The 23280-nt window shown below is 43.0% G+C and carries 21 protein-coding genes; 10 read left to right on the top strand and 11 right to left on the bottom strand.

Annotated elements, in window-relative coordinates:
- Positions 1 to 378: 378 nt before the first annotated feature.
- The 5 genes from ABUE30_RS08160 to cobO all read left to right on the top strand — a co-directional run bounded on the left by ABUE30_RS08160 (position 379) and on the right by cobO (position 6391).
- Positions 379 to 1374 carry a glycoside hydrolase family 53 protein gene (locus ABUE30_RS08160; RefSeq protein WP_408623250.1) on the top strand — a complete coding sequence of 332 codons (996 nt, stop codon included), beginning with the start codon at positions 379 to 381 and terminating at the stop codon, positions 1372 to 1374.
- 347 nt (positions 1375 to 1721) lie between these two features.
- Positions 1722 to 2369: a 7-cyano-7-deazaguanine/7-aminomethyl-7-deazaguanine transporter gene (locus tag ABUE30_RS08155; RefSeq protein ID WP_408623249.1), complete on the top strand. Its 648-nt coding sequence runs from the start codon at positions 1722 to 1724 to the stop codon at positions 2367 to 2369.
- 80 nt (positions 2370 to 2449) lie between these two features.
- Entirely contained in the window at positions 2450 to 3664 is a 1215-nt protein-coding gene (gene pncB / locus ABUE30_RS08150; RefSeq protein ID WP_408623248.1) for a nicotinate phosphoribosyltransferase, read from the top strand.
- Between the two features lie 10 nt (positions 3665 to 3674).
- Entirely contained in the window at positions 3675 to 5783 is a 2109-nt protein-coding gene (nadE, locus tag ABUE30_RS08145; protein WP_408623247.1) for an NAD(+) synthase, read from the top strand.
- Positions 5784 to 5797: 14 nt separating this feature from the next.
- Positions 5798 to 6391 (top strand): cob(I)yrinic acid a,c-diamide adenosyltransferase, encoded by a 594-nt coding sequence (cobO, locus tag ABUE30_RS08140; protein ID WP_408623246.1) that lies wholly within the window; start codon positions 5798 to 5800, stop codon positions 6389 to 6391.
- Between the two features lie 477 nt (positions 6392 to 6868).
- Here cobO and ABUE30_RS08135 read toward each other — a convergent pair whose 3' ends face one another.
- The 3 genes from ABUE30_RS08135 to pspA form a co-directional block, all read right to left on the bottom strand.
- Positions 6869 to 7297 carry a PspC domain-containing protein gene (locus ABUE30_RS08135; protein WP_408623245.1) on the bottom strand — a complete coding sequence of 143 codons (429 nt, stop codon included), beginning with the start codon at positions 7295 to 7297 and terminating at the stop codon, positions 6869 to 6871.
- A gap of 66 nt (positions 7298 to 7363) precedes the next feature.
- Positions 7364 to 7600, bottom strand: coding sequence for an envelope stress response membrane protein PspB (pspB, locus tag ABUE30_RS08130; RefSeq protein ID WP_408623244.1), 237 nt, complete (start codon positions 7598 to 7600; stop codon positions 7364 to 7366).
- Between the two features lie 41 nt (positions 7601 to 7641).
- Positions 7642 to 8313, bottom strand: coding sequence for a phage shock protein PspA (gene pspA / locus ABUE30_RS08125; protein WP_408623243.1), 672 nt, complete (start codon positions 8311 to 8313; stop codon positions 7642 to 7644).
- Between the two features lie 225 nt (positions 8314 to 8538).
- Here pspA and pspF point away from each other — a divergent pair, with 225 nt between their 5' ends.
- The gene (gene pspF / locus ABUE30_RS08120) at positions 8539 to 9528 is read left to right on the top strand and encodes a phage shock protein operon transcriptional activator (protein WP_408623242.1); all 990 of its coding nucleotides are present in this window, start codon (positions 8539 to 8541) and stop codon (positions 9526 to 9528) included.
- Positions 9529 to 9717: 189 nt separating this feature from the next.
- On the opposite strand, the gene fabA is transcribed toward pspF, so the two are convergent.
- Both fabA and ABUE30_RS08110 read right to left on the bottom strand, forming a co-directional pair.
- The gene (gene fabA, locus ABUE30_RS08115) at positions 9718 to 10212 is read right to left on the bottom strand and encodes a bifunctional 3-hydroxydecanoyl-ACP dehydratase/trans-2-decenoyl-ACP isomerase (RefSeq protein WP_408623241.1); all 495 of its coding nucleotides are present in this window, start codon (positions 10210 to 10212) and stop codon (positions 9718 to 9720) included.
- Positions 10213 to 10263: 51 nt separating this feature from the next.
- Complete coding sequence (locus tag ABUE30_RS08110; RefSeq protein ID WP_408623240.1) at positions 10264 to 11082, bottom strand: DUF6597 domain-containing transcriptional factor; 819 nt, start codon at positions 11080 to 11082, stop codon at positions 10264 to 10266.
- Positions 11083 to 11498: 416 nt separating this feature from the next.
- On the opposite strand from ABUE30_RS08110, the gene ABUE30_RS08105 reads away from it, so the two are divergent.
- Positions 11499 to 11996, top strand: a complete 498-nt coding sequence (locus ABUE30_RS08105) for a GNAT family N-acetyltransferase (RefSeq protein ID WP_408623239.1) — start codon at positions 11499 to 11501, stop codon at positions 11994 to 11996.
- A gap of 131 nt (positions 11997 to 12127) precedes the next feature.
- Here ABUE30_RS08105 and ABUE30_RS08100 read toward each other — a convergent pair whose 3' ends face one another.
- Positions 12128 to 13306: a pyridoxal phosphate-dependent aminotransferase gene (locus ABUE30_RS08100; RefSeq protein ID WP_408623238.1), complete on the bottom strand. Its 1179-nt coding sequence runs from the start codon at positions 13304 to 13306 to the stop codon at positions 12128 to 12130.
- A 696-nt stretch (positions 13307 to 14002) separates the two neighbouring features.
- On the opposite strand from ABUE30_RS08100, the gene ABUE30_RS08095 reads away from it, so the two are divergent.
- Positions 14003 to 14920, top strand: coding sequence for an ROK family protein (locus ABUE30_RS08095; protein ID WP_408623237.1), 918 nt, complete (start codon positions 14003 to 14005; stop codon positions 14918 to 14920).
- An 80-nt stretch (positions 14921 to 15000) separates the two neighbouring features.
- Here ABUE30_RS08095 and ABUE30_RS08090 read toward each other — a convergent pair whose 3' ends face one another.
- A complete protein-coding gene (locus ABUE30_RS08090; protein ID WP_408623236.1) occupies positions 15001 to 15612 on the bottom strand; it encodes a biliverdin-producing heme oxygenase in 612 nt (203 codons plus the stop codon).
- Positions 15605 to 18490, bottom strand: a complete 2886-nt coding sequence (locus ABUE30_RS08085; protein ID WP_408623235.1) for a bifunctional diguanylate cyclase/phosphodiesterase — start codon at positions 18488 to 18490, stop codon at positions 15605 to 15607. The genes ABUE30_RS08090 and ABUE30_RS08085 overlap by 8 nt, the downstream gene beginning before the upstream one ends.
- A gap of 421 nt (positions 18491 to 18911) precedes the next feature.
- On the opposite strand from ABUE30_RS08085, the gene ABUE30_RS08080 reads away from it, so the two are divergent.
- Together ABUE30_RS08080 and ABUE30_RS08075 are read left to right on the top strand one after the other, a co-directional pair.
- Entirely contained in the window at positions 18912 to 19454 is a 543-nt protein-coding gene (locus tag ABUE30_RS08080) for a nucleotidyltransferase family protein (protein WP_408623234.1), read from the top strand.
- Positions 19455 to 19541: 87 nt separating this feature from the next.
- Positions 19542 to 20309, top strand: a complete 768-nt coding sequence (locus ABUE30_RS08075) for an EAL domain-containing protein (RefSeq protein ID WP_408623233.1) — start codon at positions 19542 to 19544, stop codon at positions 20307 to 20309.
- 708 nt (positions 20310 to 21017) lie between these two features.
- On the opposite strand, the gene rhaM is transcribed toward ABUE30_RS08075, so the two are convergent.
- The 3 genes from rhaM to rhaD are packed head-to-tail and all read right to left on the bottom strand — an operon-like array spanning position 21018 to position 23278.
- Complete coding sequence (gene rhaM / locus ABUE30_RS08070) at positions 21018 to 21335, bottom strand: L-rhamnose mutarotase (RefSeq protein WP_408623232.1); 318 nt, start codon at positions 21333 to 21335, stop codon at positions 21018 to 21020.
- Positions 21336 to 21349: 14 nt separating this feature from the next.
- Positions 21350 to 22387, bottom strand: a complete 1038-nt coding sequence (gene rhaT, locus ABUE30_RS08065) for an L-rhamnose/proton symporter RhaT (RefSeq protein ID WP_408623231.1) — start codon at positions 22385 to 22387, stop codon at positions 21350 to 21352.
- A gap of 60 nt (positions 22388 to 22447) precedes the next feature.
- Positions 22448 to 23278, bottom strand: a complete 831-nt coding sequence (rhaD, locus tag ABUE30_RS08060) for a rhamnulose-1-phosphate aldolase (RefSeq protein ID WP_408623230.1) — start codon at positions 23276 to 23278, stop codon at positions 22448 to 22450.
- Positions 23279 to 23280: the final 2 nt, after the last annotated feature.

Raw genomic sequence — 23280 nt, 5'->3', positions numbered from 1 at the left:
GAAATGTCAACACGCTCCAGATAAAAAAGATAACTAACGTACTAAACAACACACATAAATAAAACGCTCATCGAATATAGGTCGATCCGAACAGCGTTCGTTTGAGTTCAATACTAACTTTCATTCACGATACATGTATCTCACATGTAAAATTTTGTGATCAATTTAACCATTCGCATTAAAATTGTAATCGATTACATACAATTGTGACACTTGTTAAATAATCCAAATATCATCTTATGCTTTAATCCACTGCGATGATGCTTCGATAACTATCGAGCAGTTGCAACCATCCCTGAACCATTGGGTAAAAATTTAAATAATAGCAATTAAAATAACGCATCTGTCCGCTAACCGCCAATCACGGAGATCGCCACAATGAAATGGAATCGTTTACTATCTATTGTAATGGGAACGGCATTGATGTTTAGCCAAACAAATGCGTACGCATTTGTTAAAGGGGCCGATGTCAGTTGGGTATCACAAATGGAATCAGCTGGCTATCGTTTCAATAACAGTCAGGGGCAAAGCCAAGATCTGTTTGCAATTTTAAAATCATACGGAATAAATACCATCCGTTTACGCGTATGGGTCAATTCAGGCTATTACAATAGTATCGAGGATGTATTACAGAAGGCAAAACGAGCCAAAACTGCTGGCATGGCAATTATGATTGATTTTCACTACAGTGATACATGGGCCGATCCGGGTCACCAAAGCACACCATCTGCTTGGAAAAACTACGATTTAAATGGTTTGATGAAAGCAATGTGGTGGTATACACACGATGCGCTAACACAACTTAAAAATGCCGGTATTACCCCTGCCTATGTACAGGTCGGAAATGAAACTAACAATGGCATGATGTGGCCACTAGGCAAAGCTTCTGCAAATATGCGCAACTTTGCTTGGCTGATTAACACCGGTTATGACGCGACAAAAAACGTCTTTCCTAACGCAAAGGTCATTGTGCATTTAGCGAATTGCCAAAATAATAGTACATTTCGTTGGATCTTTGATGGCATCGGTAAGTATGGCGCTAAGTACGACATTATTGGTGCATCAATTTATCCCACCAATGTCTCAGGTGAAAGCTGGCAACTCGCAGAAGAACAGTGTTATAACAACCTCAATGATATGGTCTCTCGCTATAATAAAAATGTGATCATCTCTGAAATTGGTGCACCTTGGAATGCCAAAGAGAGTCAATCAATCGTTGCAACCATGATCAACTACGTCTATCGAGTCAAAAACAATCGTGGCTTAGGGCTGCTGTATTGGGAACCCGAAGCAGCTAATTTTCAAAAATATACCATGGGCGCGTGGGATCCCAATACAATGCGTCCGATGAACACGCTCAACGCGTTTAAATAATTCGAAATACTTTTGATGATCTCGCCCATCGCAATATATCAGTATATACGACCGTGCGACGATACTTGGGTACAGGCTTAGAGAGTGTACTCCTCAGCGCAGTTGCTAATTTTCGGTCAATTGCGCTATTCATCTTAACAACCTCGATAAATAAGAAGTTGAGAACTAAGCCGCTATTAGCACTATTATCGTGATCATCTGTCTTGATATCCCCCATAAAAAGATAAGTATTACCCACTTATTTATTAAGCGCTCATACAGCCATTGACAAACAGCCTTTAAACGGTATGCTGCGCCCCTCACTGGGTTCCCTCACCCCAGATGCATCAACTAAAAAGGACAAATCAATGAGTACCCATTCACTCCCACGGCTTCGTGCCGGCCTGACTATTGCACACGTCACTATCATCATTTGTAGTAACTATCTGGTTCAATTTCCGCTTACATTCGCCAATTGGCATAGCACTTGGGCGGCATTTTGTTTTCCATTTATTTTTGTCATGAGCGATTTAACCGTACGCTTATACGGTTACCCGCTGGCAAGACGCGTCATCATACAAGCCATGGTCCCAGCATTAGCTGCCTCATATCTACTCAATGTATTGTTCGCTAGTGGCCAATGGCAAGGGTTTGGGACGCTTGGTCAGTTTAATAGCTTTGCCGGAAGAATCGCTCTGGCGAGTTTTTCTGCTTACCTTGCAGGACAACTTCTTGATATCATAGTATTCAGACGATTACGTAGACTCAGACAATGGTGGGCAGCGCCAGCAGGTTCAGCAATAATTGGCAATTTAGCAGACACCTTTATCTTTTTTAGTGTTGCTTTTTATGCGGGCAGTAATCCATTTATGACCGCCCATTGGGTAAGCATCGCTGAAGTCGATTATTGGGTTAAATTAATGATTAATATCATTTTGTTTTTGCCGTTATATGGCGTAATACTGACCGTAATTAATCGAGTAAGTTGCCGTATAGGCAACGCTACTTCAGCCTGACACTGAGTCCAGACGCATGTTGTATCTTGCGGGGTACAGCAATTTATTTAGTTGACTTGTTAGTCAACCAAGGAACAGTTATGCAGTCATCAGTACCCTTATTTCGAGAACATTTAAATTTTTCCGCATTAGATAATGATTTCTACAAAATGAATATGTGGCAGTGCTTCATGCATCAGTATCCCTATGTGGAAGATGCAGAGTACAAACTAGTCGTACGAAGTGACGTTGACTTGCGCCCCTATCGAGATGAAATCGAACAAGAACTGGAAAATTTAAATGGCTTAAAGTTCACTGATGATGAAATTGAATGGCTTGCTAAGGTTCCTTGGTACACCAAAGATTTCATCGAGTGGGTAAGAATGTGGTCTTATCAAACGCGATTTTTAAAAATTAGCGAAGAAAATGGCCAACTTTCAGTACGCACTCGTGGCCCGTTGATGCACATCAACCACTTTGAAATGCCGGTTTTATCCACTATCTCTGAAGTTTATAACCGCAACAACCACGGTAACAAAACCATTGCGGATGTTGATCAAAAGATCACCACCAAAGTAAATTGGTTAAAAGAACAAATCGAACGTTACCAGATGAAAAACTTAATGTTTGCTGACTTTGGTACCCGTCGACGGTTTAGCTCAGCCACTCAATATCGCATGGTCAGCCAGTTTAAAGAGCTGTTACCTGGGGTTTTCAGCGGAACATCCAACATGTACATGGCCAAAGCCATGGGGTTAACGCCCATTGGCACGATGGCTCATGAAATATTTATGCTTTCTCAACAAGTTGGGATTCAACTGGCAAATTCGCAAAAGCATACGCTCGAGTGTTGGGTGAAAGAGTTCCGTGGACGGCTCGGCTGCGCGTTGACTGATGTGATCGGAATGGACGCATTTATTCGCGATTTTGACCTCTATTTTGCCAAACTTTTTGATGGCCTACGCCATGATTCGGGTGATCCGCGCATATTTGGCGATAAAGCCATTAAGATGTATGAAAACCTCAATATTGATCCAATGACTAAGACATTAGTCTTCAGTGATGGTCTCAACTTTGAGCAGATGGTCAGTATCTACCGCTACTTTGAAGGGCGTATTAAAATCTCGTTTGGCATCGGAACCTATTTATCCTGCGATCTGGATGATGTGTCTCCGCTGAATATTGTCATGAAACTTGTCCATGTCAACGGTCGTCCCGTCGCGAAAATCTCTGATGCACCCGGTAAAAACCTATGTGAAGATGAACAGTTCGTCGATTATCTAAAAAAAGTATACCGTGTCACTTGGGCCTCATAAGGAATCAATCATGGCTGATTATTTAACGATTGCAACGGCTTCTTTGCGCCAGCTTCCATTTGATTTTAAAGGTAATATCGCACGGATCATACGCGCAATTGAGCAAGGCTATGAATGCGGTAGCAACGTATTATTGATGCCAGAGCTGGCGTTAACCGGTTATGGTTGTGAAGATAATTTCACCTTTCAAGAATTTCATGAAGCGGCCATGGCCGCGTTGCAAGATGTACTCAAAGCCGCCCAAACCCTAGGCCAAGATCAGCAACCGATGCTCATTAGCCTTGGCCTTCCACTGCTCTACCCCGGTGGGCAAGTGTATAACGCGTCAGCCATTTTCAGCGCCGATGGTTTACATGGTTTTTCCTGTAAACAATTTTTAGCTCGCAACGGGTTACATTACGAACCCCGTTGGTTTGAAGCATGGCCGCGTGGCCAAGTCGTTCAGCACCCGCATTATCAAGTTCCAATGGGGGATTTGGTGATAGACTCTCACGGCGTGCGCATTGGATTTGAAACCTGCGAAGACTCATGGATCAGTAATCGCCCTGGACGCGATCTGTATCAACGCAATGTCGATTTAATCTTAAACCCGAGCGCATCTCATTTTGCCAGCGGTAAATTTGATGTTCGTGAGCAATTTATTTTAGAAGGATCGCGAGCCTTTGGGGTCGTTTACGCTTATGCCAACCTCAATGGCACCGAGAATGGAACCAGTATATTTGATGCAGGATGTATGATCGCCTCTGAAGGACGCATGGTCTCTTATGGCGAACGCCTTAACTGCCAAGAGGTACTGCTCAATCATGCCTTAGTCAATCTCAGCGCCAACCGAGTGACACGCATTCTCAGTAGCGAGTCCATTAATATTTTTAAGGCACAGTCTGACATCACGCTACCTTATTTGCTCACCACATCCACACCGCCTTGGCAGGTCACTGAACAGTCGCTTCCAGCCAACGATGAGATGAATGAATTTTGGGACGATCTCAGCCATGATGATCGCATCCATAGCGAGATTTGCTATGCGTTAGCCAATGGGCTTTGGGATTGGATGCAACGCACCCATACGCATGGCTTTGTCGTGAGTATGTCAGGTGGTGCCGATTCAGGTTTGGCGGCGACGTTAGTCTATCTGTCTCATTATCTAGCTTTGCACCAACTGGGCGCAAACGACTATCGTCAAGCTCTACCAACGATTTGGCTTGACGACATTCCACAATACAGCGATGAACTCGGTGATTATACGCATTGGTTACATCAATATGTCATGCCCAAGGTCTTGCTCTGTCTCTATCAAGGAACTGACAATAGTTCGGCAATTACCTTTAATGCAGCCCAAGCTGTATCAGAGAATATCGGCGCTAATTTCCAACATTGGAACGTACAAACCATCGTCGATGACTACATCGAGCTGGTAAACCAGATCTACCCTGAACGCCCGCTGAACTGGAAAGATGACGATATCGCGCTGCAAAACATTCAAGCCCGTAGTCGTAGTCCAGGCGTCTGGATGTTGGCTAACCGTGAGAATAAACTGCTGATAGCCACATCCAACTTATCCGAATCAGCTCTCGGATATGCCACGATGGATGGCGATACCTCTGGAGTACTTTCAGTCGTTTCAGGGTTATCAAAAACACGCATTCGCAAGATTAACCATTGGCTGGAAAAACAAGGCCTCCCTGTAGAGGGATTCCATGGCTTTCATCGCTTAACCATTCCAGCAATGGGCCAGATCAATGTACAGCAACCGACTGCAGAGCTGCGTCCTGTTGAACAAACGGACGAAGAAGATCTCATGCCTTATATCATTTGCGATAGCATCATGGATAGTTATTTGATCCGGCAAATGTGGCCCAAAAGTATTCTGATTGATCTGTTAATGCAAGGCCATGGTCAGGTTTATTCACTTGAGCAACTCGGTCAATTTATTGAACGCTGGTTTCGCTTGTTCTGTCGTAATCCATGGAAACGCTATGGCACTCGAGCAGGCTTTCATGTTGAGCAAATTTCCTTGGATCCTAAAACATTCCATCGGTTCCCTCTGCTAAATGCCAGTTTTGCCGAGCCGCTCGAGCAGATGTGGGCATATATTCGCGCGCAAGCAACAGAGAAATAACAGGAACAAATCACATGAGCGATACCGATCGTTACCAACAACGTCAACAAAAGCTCAAAAGTCAGATTGATGAGCGTATAGCTAGCGCGCAACACGAGCGCGGGTTAGTGCTGGTGATCACGGGTAATGGCAAAGGTAAATCGACTTCTGGTTTTGGAACCGTGGCCCGTGCTGTTGGACATGGTCAACAAGCTGGCGTTGTGCAATTTATCAAAGGGACATGGGCGTGTGGCGAGCGCAATCTACTAGCCCAACATGGCGTACAGTTTGCGGTGATGGCCACTGGTTTTACTTGGGATACGCAAAATAAAGAGCATGATCGCCGCGCGGCCCAGGCGGTGTGGCAGCAAGGCAAAGCCATGCTTGCTAATCCAAATTTAGATGTGGTTCTTCTTGATGAGCTCACCTATATGGTGAGTTACGACTACATCGACTTAGATGAAGTAATTGAGGTTATTGAACATCGCCCCATCGACATGTCGGTCATCATTACCGGACGCGGGGCGCATCGACGTTTAATGGCATTAGCTGATACAGTCAGTGAAGTGCAATCACGTAAGCATGCTTTTGATCATGGCCTCAAAGCTCGACAAGGTATTGATTGGTAAATCACCCTGAATAATATCTTTCGATATGATACGTCAGACTCAAATTTTTGCAGTAGGCATTGACCTATGACGGCCATCGTTCAACGCATTAAACTTTTTATATCAGTGAGCTGAAATTGATCACCTTAGATCTTCCGCTGTAGTTAGTCGCTTCAAAGCATCCAACTCATGCAGATTCTTTGACAAGCCGTCTACCCGCTATACTTCTCAGGCTCGTTACAATATGTCTATTTGGAAAACGTGACGTTTTATGCCAAGTTTTCCTTACTGACTCCGTTACTGAAACACTCAAAGTTATGTGGCACTCATGCTATACAAGGTTTTCAGCACCATAAAAGCAACTAGCATATCAACTTAGAGAAGCTGTCCTTGGATCTCATGGGAAACAATAGGTGCTTCTATCTAGTCGTTTCAATATGCCCGTCAATATACCTTGCCTTTGGTTTGGCAGATTATCTAGACATGCTCTATGCAAGATCAATCATGCATTTTCGAAAACTCACGGTCTAAATCGAATTTTCTTGACGTGACGTGCCGCTCCATATCGCTCACTCTCCCCGTGACATCATCTAATTTTTCTTTAGCACGGCGCAAGCGTGAATTGGCACTATCGGAATACTTAAACATCTTTTTTGGGCGATAGCTTCGCTGATGCTCATCGTACTCATATTCGTAGCCATCGCCGCCCGCTGGTCGCACATCTAAAAAAAACCATAACGCGAGATACGCAAAGACGACAAATCCACCAAGGAAAAAAAAGCTACCAAAAGTAAATAGTCGCACGACCCATGGCGCCACATCAAAATGATCGGCAAGGCCTGCACACACACCACCTATGCGTCCTTGTTCCTCATTACGATATAAATTCAGCCCCCAACCATGGGATTTTTTATCTTTATATTTCATTATCTCGATCCTCTTAGTTTTCCATCCACCAGCGCATGCGCATTCTGTTCATGATTAGGAGATACATCATCCTTGTCGTTGGCGCCAATTTGGACTCTCTACATCGAGAATACGCTCTAATGCTTGCACTCTCTCCGTCAGTTTATCCGCCTGCATCAGCAAAGATTCCAATTCCTGCTTATCACCTTCATCCAAACCTTTCACCGCACGATTCTTGCTGCGGTAATGCAGTACCAACCAGATGGGTGCGACCACCGACATAAAGATGACGGTGGGGACAAACAAAAATGCGGCCATACTCATAATACAATTCCCTACGTTCTCTGGGCTGATATGTTTTCAGCTTAGTTTGCCTTGGTCATTTTCTCTTTCAATCGGGCCAATTCATCATTGATATCGTCATCATATGCCAAGGCATCAATCTGTGATTTGAGATCGGCTTTGGGCTCCATCCCGATGTCCATGGATTCAAGTTGGCCTTCTAGATTATCGACGCGACGCTCAAAACGCTCAAATTTTTCAAACGCGTCATCTAACGCTTCTTTGTGATTCTGACGTTTAACACGAATCCGGCTTTGTACGCTAGATTGACGGAGTAACATGGCTTTTTGTTTAGCCTTCGCATCATTCAATTTGCTCTGTAGCTGACCCACTTCTTCATGCAAATGTTCAAGGTGATCATCTAACACGGCCAGCTCTTGATCAATGGACATCATTTCTTTTTCAAGTTGCTGCTTTTCTGCCAAAGCAGCGCGAGCTAAGTCTTCTCGCCCTTTGCTGATAGCCAGCATGGCTTTATTTTCCCACTCGGTCGCTTCACTGCGCATACGTTCTAAGCGGCGACCGGTAGTTTTACGATCGGCTATCACCCGTGCAGAGCTAGAACGCACCTCAACTAAGGTTTCTTCCATCTCTTGAATCATCATTCGAATCATCTTTTTGGGATCTTCAGCCTTATCCAATATAGACGTCAAATTGCTGTTAATAATATCTGTCATTCTAGAAAAAATGCCCATCGACTTATCCTCTTTCTTAATGCTAATGAATAACTACTTTTGCGATTACAGCTTTATTAGTACAGTTTTTGTGCCAATATCTATAATATATTGATTAAATTAAACTTATTGGCTTATCACTCTATTACGATAAATTTTCTGCGGTCAAAAAAACCAAATAAAGGTATTTTTAACCAATTAAATTGGTTAATTTAACCCCATTCATTGGAAACATTAGGCCGATCTATGGAGAATAATCAAAGAGTCATCGGTAGCTCACAAGCACTGGCAAACGCACTTGATCATGCTTCCATTCTGGCGCAAATTAATCGCCCCATCTTAATCTGTGGTGAACGAGGCAGCGGTAAAGAGCTGATCGCCGAGCGCCTGCACTATCTATCCCCCCGCTGGGATCAAGCTTTCATTAGCCTAAACTGTGCAACTATTAGCGATAGCCTGATGGAAAGTGAGTTATTTGGTCATGAAGCAGGCGCCTTTACGGGGGCGACAAAAAGATATCAGGGGCGATTCGAACGAGCAGATGGGGGCACTTTATTTCTCGACGAACTCGCGACCATGTCATTGCGAGTGCAAGAAAAGTTATTACGACTGATTGAATATGGTGAATTCGAGCGGCTTGGCAGTGGTAAGACCCAACGGGTTGACGTACGTATTGTCGCCGCGACTAACGCGGATTTACCGGTTCTCAGTGAGCATGGGAAATTTCGCGCCGACCTATTGGATCGCCTAGCCTTTGATGTGATTCAGGTGCCTCCGCTGCGCGATAGAAAAGAGGACATCGAGGAGTTGGCCAACTTTTTTGCCATGAAACTCAGTAGTGAATTAGGCTGGGAATACTTCCAAGGTTTTAGTGAAAACGCGCTAGCGGTATTACAACAACACCATTGGCCTGGTAATATCCGCGAACTAAAAAATGTGATCGAGCGTTCGATTTATCGCTGTGGTTTTCAACACACACCAGTAGATCAGATTGTACTGAATCCTTTTACTTATTTGGTTCCCCGTTCAAACAATGCCGTATTAAAGGAACAGGAAACATACCTAGAATCCAAATCGTTAACCGCATCAATGGGGTTAAAAGAGCAAACTCTGCAGCTTCAACAACGGCTCATCCAACAGGCGCTCAATGACAACAAACACAACCAGCGGCTCGCAGCGAAGTCCCTAGGGCTTAGCTACGATCAATTTAGGGGATTGCGAAGAAAATTGAAATAAAGTACGCGATCAAGAAAATGCCATAATGCCCATGAATAACGATATGTGATGTTTTTTCATCGAACCATCGACACTGAACATGTCGCGACGCGTTGTGAAACGCGCATTTGGCGAATAAACTTCCGCCCTCTTAAAGAGAACAAATACTTAAGATGAACGGCACATTGATCGTTTAAAAGGCATCTAAAACTAAGCTGATGTGATTAACCCCACTTTCAAATCTGTTGCCTCATAGATCACATCACCATTGAGCAGAACCATGCCATCAGCGATGCCCATCCCAAGCGGCTTTTTGATGATTCGTTTTATATGCACTTGGTACTCAATAGCCTTGGCATCGGGGTAAATTTGTCCGGTGAAACGTACTTTTCCTACACCCAAAGCACGACCTTTTCCCGGTAAACCAGACCACCCTAAAAACACACCTAATAGTTGCCAAAGTGCATCCAACCCTAAACAACCTGGCATCACAGGGTCGCCTTGAAAGTGGCAAGCAAAGAACCAATCATCAGGTCTAATCACTAGACCTGCGGTTAATAAGCCCCTGTTGTATTGACCACCGATGGTATCAATATGTGAAATTTCGTCAATCATCAACATTTGATCACTGGGCAATTGCGCATTGCCTTCACCAAAAAAGCCGCCTTGCGACATAGTGACAATATCCGATTTAGAAAATTTCATACTTCCCTCACGTTCGTTTAGTAAATAACAGTTAACGAGTATGCGAGTAACTTAGCCACGAGGCTTGTAAAAATTGGACATGAATTGCTGCGAAATTGCAGAAAGCGAATAAATGCCATGTTGAGCGATGGTTTTAAGGAGATGGGACTGATCAAAAAATCCAAGATCCAACCCATGATGTAGATATGAGCCGACATCCTGGTAACATCGTTTTAAATATTGGTTCATACGAATGGTCTGAGCAAACGCTTTACTGGTCAGCCCCGTATATAGTAAAAACTGGCGATTCATATGACGAGTGCTCAAGCCTACTTCGCTTGCTAATTGAGTCATGCTGGTCATACCGCTCTCACGATAAATTAGAAGCAATGCATATTTCAATTGGGCAGGCAGGCTTCTAGGTGCAACATGCTTTAGCAGTAGTGCTTCACTATAAGCAACACGCTCCTTAAATGAGCTCTTTTCATACAAATTTTCTTGTAATGATAAAAACGCGCTATTTTCCAAAAAATCTAAATTTATTAATTTGTTAGTTACCTCTGAAACATCAACATCAAAGAAACTACGTACCTTTCCAGGCTGAAACCAAATACCAAAATAAGGCCTTCGTTCTTCATTCAGAGGAACATCTAAAATAGATGATTGTGTGCCTCCAAATAATTCAGAACACACAGAGAAAAACAGAATATTGGTTCCATCTGGCACAATAGGATACATCGTAGGATGGTCAGTTTTTACTTCAACAAAGGCATAGATCGTCTCAGATAATGACGGACTGGGCTTTTGAATTTGTAGATTCAATCCAAATCGATCTTGACCCACACACGTTAAAGTCGGTTGAAAAGGTTGATACGGTGATGAGAAATCCAAAAGAAATCCTATTCAGTGAGATTCACCTACATTAAACACTTTTTATTGGATTACCAAGAAAAAATCATAATGAAGCCTTAGTCGCTTGGAAATCACTTTATATTCAAGACCAATCATTGTGCTTTTGAATCCATGACGATGAAAGCTTAGATTCAATCCATATGAGCGCACATATAACGGCCATCATTGAATAATGTGATCTTGACGATAATGAGATAAAGCGATTGCCGTGATCTAAATTTATCCGAATCAAATACGAAATACATTACAAACGAGCACTTTAACGGCAGATCTAGTATACAGCAGCCTCCATATCCGTTTTAGTTAAACCTCATTTTGCAGTATGATCCGTTTTAACGACTTCGGAATGCATAAAAAGTGGGTAACAACTGATAAATTATATTAGCGATTTTGATGTGAGCAATCCTTCAAATAAAGACCTATTGCGACACTTTCTCGAGAAGAGTTGGGCCGAAACTTATCGGGCTCAAATAGGCGACGAGGTGACATCCTCGATAATAGCAGGGCTCGGTGACGAAAGTTTGGGCGGTATACTCTCGTGCAACAAAGAAAAGGTTGAAGAAAAAGTTATTGTGGTCATGGAAGACCAGCATATTGTTGCATGTTGCGTGTACGCCACACGACATGACATTACGTATATTTGGGCTTTCTATGTGCTTCAGGCGCTACAGCACATGGGCATTGGCCGCAATATAGTCGAATTGATTATAGGCAGAGGATTGAACCAAAACACACTTCAAGTCACGGCACTTCAAGTCAGCAAGGATGCCGTTCATTTTTATGAGCGATTGGGATTTCTCATGACGGACGCCGTGCAATTCCAGTTAACGCCCGGTCACGAAGAACCCGCTTTAACAATGAAAATGAGGCCAAGAGGCTATCGCCGTAAATAGACGGATAAACTATAAAGCGGTTCGGTTTAAACAAGTCTTATAAATATTCGATAATGGCAGTAATCACCTAGGCGATACCAGTATTTTCTCGTCTGAAAATACAAATAGATAATCGAACATCCACAAACTGGCTAATTATGGTAACAGGATAAGTATCGTCTCAAACGTTGCAATGCAAGCGCCAATGATTGATGATTTTGACCATAACAGATGCGTAGATGCCCCTTTCCTGCTTCACCAAAAGCTTCGCCTGGTGCAACGCCCACTTTTTCATTTCGGATCATGTTAAGAATATAAGCTTGACTGTCATCCGCCAGCCCATCCACTTTTATAAAAGCATAAAAAGTAGCAGGCATGTCATATAATGTAATACCGTCCACATCATTCAAAGCATCATAAACCATAGTGCGGGATTGGCGAAAGCGCACCAATGTTTGCTGTAAAAATACCTCACCTTGAGTAATTGCGGCCAATCCAGCCGCTTGTACAAACGCTGGTGCACAAGAAACATTGAATTCAATGAGTTTAGTGATCGTTGGCCTTAATACTTTGGGCAGTGTTAACCAACCTAAGCGCCATCCGGTCATACACCACGCCTTAGAAAAACTGTTACAAATAATAATTCTATCATCTTCATTCATAATCTGAGCAAAAGATGGCGCACATTGACCTTGATAGACATGACGGTTGTATACCTCATCAGAAATCACCCAAATTCCCATTTGACGAGAAAACTCTGCAATCGCACAAAGTTGAGCAAAACTGGCAACCCAACCTGTCGGGTTCGCTGGGGAATTAATCACCAATGCCCGAGCCCCTTTAAGGATTTTGAATAAACCATTGAGATCTAATTCGAAGCGTCCTTGCATTTGCGTGAGAGGAAATTCAATGACTTGTGCACCAAGTAAGCGAGGAATTGCCATCAGTGTCGGAAATGCTGGCGTTATCACCACGACTTTATCGGTAGGACTAATGATTGTTTGTGCGGCTAACATCACCGCATTGGTGCCAGAGACCGTCACTACAATATTGTCTTCATCAAACGATTGATTAAAAAGCGTTGTTTGATAAGAAGATAATGCCTGACGTAACGCCAGTATGCCATTGTTGGGGGTATAGCGTGTTTGGCCTGCTGCCAAACTATCAAATGCAGCCTGACAAATAAATTCCGGTGTGACGATATCTGATTCACCGAACCACAAAGGGATCACCCCTTCTTGTGTCATACCGAAATTGGCAATAGCACGAATCGACGACGCTTCGAGTGATGCGGCTACAGGGTTAATGTCGTTCAATGAAGGGAGGGGCATCAACTGAAAATCCTTTCCTGATTTAAGTAGTAGGTCTCTTTATGTGACGTCATGTATGTGAAATCAACGTTGCTTCTTACATTAAATTACCATACTGAAGAAACTATTTTCTCAAAAATGAATGGCTAATAGGAAACTCTAACTATCAAGAATATAGATAAAGCTGCTATCGCCATTTTAGCCGCTTACAAAAAATAGGACTTTAGTCAGTGAAAAACTGGCACAAGGGCTTTTTAATCCATGTTGGCCTTAGTCATCACTGACTTAAACAAACTCATTATTTCCCTTACTGTTGATGAGGCAACCTAGCGATAAGCAGGTTTATTATTCGTATAAAAATAGCAGGCAAAACCAATGATCAATTAAGATGATAAACATGCCACCACCGATCGCTCTAGCCTTTCCCCGCAACGCTTACAAGCACATTTCAGCTCGGCATGATGCGAGGCAGCTCCCTATAAGCTAATAAATAATCACCTTGATCCATCATACCCTAACAGCCCTATTTTCAGTGGTTGTTTACATTTTTCATTTTTAAGTGTTCATAACACGGCTGTCAGTGCAACTGTGAGCACTCTCGCAAACCACATTTCCAGCTATTGCAAAAGCTGACCTAAACTTGAATGATTTAACAGCATATAATCTGCTATTTTTGTGGAAAAAATAACACATTTAATCAATACGTAAGGGCGAAAAATGTTCAATATTGGATTAGATATAGGCGGGACCAAAACAGAAATCCAAGTTTTTGATTCATCAGGACTGGGTATCTACAAGCGCCGTGAAGCAACTTGTAAAACCAGTTATGATGAGTTCACTCAGCATATCGTTGCAATGATTCACTCAGCGGAATCAACCCTTGATCATCCCTGTAATCTGGGTATCTGTTTACCCGGTAGTATCGACCCATCAACAGGACTTATCAAAAATTCCAATATTTTAGTCATCAACCAGCACCCCTTTCAGCATGATTTAGAAGAGATCTTCCAGCGCCCGGTTAGTATTAGTAATGATGCTAACTGTTTCACACTATCTGAAGCAGTCGATGGTGCGGGGCAAGATGCACATAGTGTATTTGGCGTCATTCTTGGAACAGGATGTGGGGGTGGCTATGTTGTCAACCACCAACTACAACAAGGGAAAAATGGCAACTGCGGTGAATGGGGACACATTCCTCTACCACATTACCGCGAATCTGTGGATGGACCAAGTGTATCTTGTTATTGCGGCCAATTGAACTGTATTGAATCGTTTATATCTGGAACAGGTATCAACCGCCAGCTCACCTATCACTATGGTTATCCCGTAGATAGTGTTACTTTTTTTAACCAGTTACTGCAAAACCAAAACAAGCTAGCCAGTCAGTGTTTCGAACGCTTCCAAGATCAACTCGCCCGCTGTTTTGCCATGCTCATTAATCTACTCGACCCGGATGTGATTGTCATTGGCGGTGGTTTATCAAATGTTCCGCAACTATTCGATGGGATTAATCAGCGGATTGGCCAATATACATTCGGTCACTACCATAACACCCCCATACGTACGGCGGTGCATGGTGATAGTAGTGGAATCCGCGGAGCCGCTTGGTTAGGTAGACAACATAACGATCAATAGCCACAAATCATCCCAGCAAAAAGCCAATAACATGATGCCAGGCAAAAGGGTATTAAAAACTTTGTCACCAATTGTATTGACTAGGAGATTGGCTCAAACTGGTGCTCATCAGCAAACCAAGCAACTAACTGGGTAAAACAGTCAATAGCAGCATCAATAATGGCGCTGGGATCAAGTGTGTGTTCTTCAACATATTGATCAAACTGATGTTTCCATACATCCCAGCCTTCTATGGCTGGACGAGAATGAGCCAAAGCCGAAAAATAAGCCAATGGAAGTCCCTGCAAAGCACTCGCTTGGCTAAGGCGTTTATAGATCATCTTCCCACCCATATGCGAACCATGCATGACATAACTGTATCCCAAGTAATCTTCTAATCGTTGCAGTTTTAACGCCGAAGGCCGCAAGGCTTCCTCTGGTGATGCATTAGGGCTGTAGGCAACATCTTGTTTAAGGCTGTTAATTTGGCAATCAATACGCGCAAATTCTGGTGGCAAGAATAATGTTGCAGCTTGCTCAAAATCAAGCTGCCATCGTACAAAGCAATTATGAAAACAACGCATTGCCTTTTGATAAGCGACCACATCAATATCTTTAGCAATTAAACATTTTAAAATCGGCTGATGATCCAACTGATTATGTAAGTGCCAAGTCCGAGTTTTTAGTTGTTCACTTAGTAGTTGCTTATCCATTGAGATATTCCTTTGCAAAATCTTCTGCAGATAACGGTTTACTGAAAAAATAGCCTTGATAGATATCACATCCTAATCCTTTGAGGATGCTGTACTCGATTTTCCGCTCAACGCCTTCTGCGACCACTTCTAGCTGCAATTTTTTGCACAACGACATCACACTTTCAACCATCGTAAATAAATTATCATCTATGTTCATATTAGAAACAAAAGATTTATCAATTTTTAATTCATCGATGGGCAGTTTCCATAAGGAATTCAGTGAGGAAAACCCCGTACCAAAATCATCTAAAGAAATAGTCATACCATGTTTTCTTAATCGACTTAATGCCCCTATCGCAGTTTGATAATTATTCATAAAAACAGATTCGGTGATCTCAAGGCGAATCGAGTGCTTAGGCACATTATATTGACGTAATAGCTGTAAGATATCCCGTTCGAAAGCCGGTTCAATCAATTGAATAGGGCTGATATTGATTGACAGTGTATAGCTATCCGGCAGTTTATCGTTATCTTGCCACAGCGCTAATTGCTGACATGCTTTTTCAAAAATCTGTAGCCCCAGTGAGTAGATTAAACTGTTCTTTTCCGCAATTTCAATAAAAGTATCAGGTCCTACGTTCCCAAATTTAGGATGGAACCAACGCGCCAACACCTCAATACCACAGAGCATTTTTTGACTATTCACCTGTGGTTGGTAGCTCAATTCAATTCCATTTTGCGCAATACACTCTCTGAGATCCATGGTTAAAATTGCTTTTTTATTAAATAGATCCTGATCACGAGAATCAAAAACATGAAAACAATTTTTACCCTTATTTTTTGCCGAATACATGGCAATATCGGCTTGTTTTAACGTTTCATTAAAATCTAACTGGGTCACATCTTCAGTGATAATTCCCATGCTCGGAGTGATCACTATTGTATGGGCATTATCAAGTATGGGTTGACTGATACGATGGGTGATTCGTTCAGCCACTAATCTCGCCAATGAGGGTTCTGGCAGGACTGGATGCGTTAAAACCACGACAAATTCATCGCCCCCTAAACGAACGACCAGATCGCTGGGTTTAACGTTCTCGCTTAAGCGATGAGCCACGGTCATCAAGATCCGATCGCCCGTCTCATGGCCCATAAAATCATTGATATCTTTAAAATTATCTAAATCGATAAAGAGAACCGAGATATATTGAACTGAAGACTGCTCTTTAAAGTTTTCAATAAAATATTTTAAATGCATACGGTTCGCAAGCCCCGTAAGTGGATCAAAATAAACACTTTTTTCCAGTTGCTCCATACGCATTTGGCTGTGTTTGGCGCTTAAAAAGTCTTTGACTGCGCTAAAAATCATCTCTAAAAGGAGCGTATCCTTCTCCTCCCAGGCCGAACATTCTCCAGTGACCTGCTGGCGCCACAGTGCAAATGAGCTGCGTGGTTCTAAATAGCGTTGATTATTTTTAATCACAATATCGACGGTTTGAGGCACCCCACCCCACTTAATACTTTTGACGATTTCTTCTTTACCGATAAAAACATAAAAGTCATTCGGAATTTGAGAACGAAGAAGATAGATCCCAGCCATATTATCAAGGCCTGGAATGATACCAACGCTTTTGTATAGATTATCGGAGCGAAACGTACTACTTTTCGAATCCGCTAACAGCTCTTGCAATGCCTGAATAGTCTCAATCCTTGGCGTTAAAAATGTGCCGTTATGAATGCAATAACACTGTCTACCATAAATAATTCCAATGAAGCTATAGCTTGTCACTTCATACAATCTGAGCAACACAGACTCAAATAAAGCATTTGACACATCGGCCATTTTCGCTTGAGCAAATGTTGCATCAATATGCGATTTGACATTCATCAAATAAGTGAGCCGTTTAATATCAGCTGCGGGAAGCAAATAAGATGTAATCATTTCGCTAAACAACTCACCCGATGTCTGTAACTGTACCAACATATCATTGGGCGGGATCTTGGCTTCATTATGATGAAATACGATCATCCCCCAGAGTTTCTCGCCTTGTTTGATAGACAATGATAACGACGATTGAACCCCCATATTATTCAAATAACAGCGATGCATATCTGACATGCTGCGCAAAATAGAAAAGCTTTGGTTAAACGGCTCTCCACTGGGCAAAAATGCGGGCACTAACGTTGAAGCAGGGGCATTAATATCGGCAAACAGACGGATGGGGTTTAATGTATACAACTGACGCGCTTGCTTGGGGATATCTTCAGCGGGAAATCTCAGACCGAGATATTTGGCCCGTTCACGTTCAGAAACGGACTCAGCAACCACCTCACCCGACCAATCCGGTAAGAAACGATACATCATCACACGATCATAATGCGTATAATGTTGCATCTGACATACCAGCGTTTTAAAGAGCTCCGTCTCATCGTGAGCTGCTTTAAGTAGTTCGAGCAATCGATCTAATTGGGATGTTAACACCTTTGGATCATAGATCTCATGCGTATTAGGACAAAACTCTAAACTGATCCATCTATCACTTATGTGCCCACGGCAGCTCCACTGAGAACCTTTAATCACCCCTGACTCTTGCAGAGCAATCGTAGTTGTACGCTTAGATGATAATGCGCACAAACTATGCTCATCCACCAAACAGAGCCATTGTTCGAGAGAAGTTCCTATAACAGGAATGTTATTGGATGGATGTTGAGCTGTGGTCAATTTGAGTAAATCAAGCAAATTATCAGAGTGTTGCACAATACACAGCGTGTCGGGATCGAACACTAATTGAAATCCGTGCGATTGGATCGTTCCAATGACTTGAAGCGCCTCTGTTGCACACCGCTCAGCTTCATCAGTGGTTATTTTTCTAGTCTGAATAACTCGTCTTTTCATCATATATCCATTGAGGCGCTAAACACCCTTGGTTTCCATGCACTCAGCTCTGTTTAAAAATTTGTCTAACAACCCGATACCGATTGTACTTAATCTTTAATATTAGTTATAGAATAGCTATATTAGGCAGGTACGTGAGTAAAGAAATAGCGGAATGAAAAATCACTGATTATCGTTCCAATAAAGCAGCCATCCTAAATTTACAATTCAATTTATAAAAACTATGAGAATGATATTCTATATTTTTGTATCTTACAGATAACTATGGAAATATTCATTTTATATTGCTGTTTTATTTAATAGAAACCTTTTCGTGTAAAAAATACCACTCAGATCGATTAACAAATACTATTTGGCATAAAAGAACGAGTCCGTTAGTATCAAATCTGAAATCATCTCTCACTTATCAAAATCTCTGCCTATGCACCGAGTTATCGAATTAGTTCAAAATGACCCACTCCGTCTTGAAGCACTGGCATGTGCTAACCAGTTGCAATTGCCCGATCATTATTTAGCTGCTGGCTTTGTACGTAATATGGTGTGGGATCACCTTCACCATAAGGCCTCCCCGACACCGTTAAACGATGTTGATCTGATCTACTTTAATCGCCATGAAACACAGCCAACCCGTTATCTTTATTACGAGGCGAAACTGCGCGAAGCCATGCCACAACTTAATTGGCAAGTTCGCAACCAAGCATTGATGCATCAGCGTAATGGCGATCAGCCCTACCTCAGCTCACTCGATGCAATGCGCTATTGGCCTGAACAAGAAACAGCAGTTGCCATCCGTCAAGTTGCTAGTGGGCAATTTGAGTGTGCCAGTGCTTTTGGCTTTGATGCCTTGTTTGCGCTAACGGTGACCCACAACCCCAAGCGTGCAAAAGCAATTTTTGAACAGCGGATCAAACACAAACAATGGTTAAAGCAATGGCCCAATCTAACCATACTCATTGAGTCTTAACGTCTTAAGCAGTTTATTTCGAGATCGTTGCGTTCGTGCTCCAGAGCGACTAGTCTTGCACGTAGATAAGAGCGACGAGCTAAGTATATGGAGAATATAGTGGGAACTACTTCTAAGTTGCAGTGCCAACACTGCTGTGATGCAGATCAGCTATCATTCGACTTTACCATGGCTTTTCAACCCATTATTAATTGCAAGACTCGGCGTATTTTTGGCTATGAAGCCCTTGTTCGTGGTTTACACAATGAATCGGCTCATTCAATTTTGACGAACGTTGCTGCACATAATCGTTATGCCTTTGATCAACAATGTCGAGTGAAAGCCATTAGGCTGGCCGCTCAACTAGGGCTCAAGACAATGTTGAGTATTAATTTTTTACCAAATGCGATTTATCAACCTGAACGCTGCATTCACACGACACTGGCGACAGCCCGTCAATGTGATTTCCCCATCGAGCAGATTATGTTTGAATTTACCGAGGTAGAAAAATTTAACAACACCGATCATATTAAGAATATCACTAAATATTATCAGTCACTTGGCTTTAAAACGGCCACCGATGATTTTGGCTCTGGAAACTCTGGGCTAAATTTATTAGCCGAGTTTCAACCCGATATCGTTAAAATAGATATGGACCTAATTCGCGATATCCATATTCATCCCACCCGCCAAATCATCGTGACCCACTGCTTAGCGATGTTTGACGATCTCAACATCACAGCCCTTGCCGAAGGGGTTGAAAGCAATGAAGAGTTTCGCTGGTTACAAGATGCAGGCATTGAACTTATGCAAGGCTATCTGTTCGCTAAACCGGGATTTGAGCACCTGCCCAGCGTAGATTTTAGCGCTTTGTAGCATGTCATATTGACCGTCAACCAGTAACCAATTCGTGACGTCAATGCAGACAGTTTATCCTATTCATAGGCACTCTGGCATCGCCCTCAATTTACATATCTTCGCGGTCATCTAGGTTCAGATAAGTCAACATTGGCAAATAGAAACCAGACGACCTGATATGCAACCTTGCCACGCCCGACCTGACAACAGGTTCAAAATAGACATGATGAAGATAGTATGGACAAATCATTTGGATTGATACAGAAAAGCAAGGGGTCGAGCCATTTCACAACCGGCTTGAACCACTCACTCTTGAGGACTTTTCAATCATTCTATCCTGTCTAAAAGTACGAACTCGCGATTGGTTGGATTTATGATCCGACTTAAAAACAACATTTAAGATTATTATGAGTAAATGTTTAAACAAGATTCTCTATGGCAACGCATGCGATAAGACATTAAATGAAAGCTCGGATTCAAATCTATTATGACAAATACCTCACCGAACAGCATTGAATAGGTGATCATGAGATTTTAAGCTCAACCACTATCCCTGTTGGATCCAACGTACCTAAGTAAGCTACCAGCAGCATTGATAGAGGCACAAATCACGTGGCTACACATCTCAATAGGTCGCGCAGTGGATATGCTCTTAGGGATGAAAAAATAAAAAAAGCCGGCATCCACCGGCTCATGATGACTCACTCAACCTATTGAAACTGCTTATCAGTCCAAATAAAAAATCGGCTGCAACTCATGTGCAATCGGACTGTGATCTTCAGGATCACTCGCCATAATGTCACACATCATCGCCCACCAGCGCTGACAGACCTCAGTATCAGCCATTGCCAGCCAGCGCTGTTCATCTTCAATTTCAACATAGGCGAAAAGCTCGCTTGTGGCTTCATTCAAGTAAATACTATAATGATGTGCCCCGTGGGCTTTTAGTTGTTGCGCCATTTCGGGCCAAATTTCGTCATGGCGACGACGATACTCATCATGACAATCAACATTCACAGACATCACACTCGCTTTACGAATCATTATTCGATCTCCATTTAAGCCGTCGCCATTCCCAAACCAACAACATTAGCCGCAATGACGATAATCATCATACCTAGACACAAAATACGGACCGGTCGAGACCCAACGCCACGCCATTCAGCTAGCGCTAACCCGACTAACCCACCACATAAAACATAGATACTCATGTGGAGCATCCAATTCACAAACGATAAACTCTGCGGGATACTCGCTTCACCCCATGCATAGAAAAAGAACTGCAGATACCACATGACACCGCCTGTTGCGGCCAACAATCCATTAATGCATAGGCTTTTAACAGGAAATGAAAAGTCATGGCGAATCGATAAATCCGACTTAACGGCTAATCGAATAAGGCAATAGGAGAAGTTAATCAATGCGCCGCCACCCATAATAATGCCATAGCTAGGCAACATCGCATAAAGTGGGTTAATACCGATCTGTAGCGATGCCTCTTTAACCGGTTCAGCTGCGTTGAGGCCAAAAGCAAACCCCGCCGAAAAAATTCCGCAAAAAACCGCCAGAATCAGACCTTTTTTGAGATTAAATTCTGAAGCAGTCTGTCCAAGAACTTTATCTTTTTGATGGCCCGCATAGGTCACTACCGCTATACCGACCAACGCAATCATAATACCCAGCATCGTAATTTGACCGCTTTGAGTCGTCACCAGATGGCCAAAAGTGCCATTCACAATCACCGGTAACAATGTGCCTACCACTAAGGTAACGCCGATAGCAACGCCGATCCCCAGCGACATGCCTAAGTAGCGCATGGTCAACCCGTAGTTCACATTGCCGATCCCCCACATCGCTCCAAAAAAGAACATTGCAAGATACGCCTTGACGGTAATTCCACCATAAAAACTTGCAAAATCAGGAACTAAAAACCAAGTAACAACCCATGGTAGAAGGATCCACGAGAATAAACCTGCAATGGCCCAGGTCGTTTCCCATGACCATTGTTTTACCTTACTAATTGGCGCATAAAAAGAAGCAGCCGATGCAGCACCGACAGTATGCCAGCCAATGCCTGAGATAATTGTTCCTATCATAATAGTCAGCCTTTTTGTAGTGATAGAGGTGAATGGGCGGTGCCCACATTATTGTTATAATTATTGGTAGAGCGCTTCTGGATTCGCAGTTACGCCAAAGCGATCCGCCAATGCCAAAAGCTGATCTCGCGTGATACGTTGATGAGCGCCTCCCATTGAGCGAACTTTCACCATGACTTGCGCTGATTTTTCCGCCGTATCAATCAGCCCAAATGCCTCATCAAGGGTTGATCCACTACCAAACACGCCATGGAAGGGCCATAAGACTAATTGATGGTTTAACATCATTTCGGCGGTTGCTTGCCCAATTTCATCGGTTCCCGGTACCAGCCACGGCAACAAAGCGACACCTTCCGGGAAGACCACCAAACACTCGGTTGACCCTTCCCAGAGGGTGCGGGTCATGACCGCTGAGCTCGGCTCCAACACATAACTCAAAGCAATTAAATTGGTCGCATGGCAGTGCATGATCACGCGGTTACGCCCTTGGCTTGCTTTTAGACGGGCGACATGCGAGAGAAAGTGTGCCGACATTTCAGAGGTTGGAACCGCCTCATCAGTCAGCCCCCATAAGATGCGATAACGACAGCCATCGGCAGCAATCTGCAGTAAACCTAAATTCGCCTCTGGCTCAATGAGTACATTACGAAAGAACTTTCCTGACCCGGTCACCAAAAAGTAGCGATTGGCCAATTCAGGCATTGATTCGGGGAGTTGCAACTCTCGCTGACCTGTCAGTAAATCGATATAGGGAGCAACCACTTCATCATCCAGCAATAAGCTGATATTGCCGCCGTTTCGCTCATCCCATCCTTTTAGCCAAGCATCATGAGTTGCCTTACACATCGCCTTAACAAAGGGCGCTTCATTCATACTTAATTGAATAGTCATGA

This window comes from Celerinatantimonas yamalensis (assembly GCF_046054155.1).
Lineage (GTDB): Bacteria > Pseudomonadota > Gammaproteobacteria > Enterobacterales > Celerinatantimonadaceae > Celerinatantimonas > Celerinatantimonas yamalensis.
The sequence above is the reverse complement of the archived record's forward strand: the minus strand, read 5'-3'. Positions and strand labels throughout refer to the sequence as shown.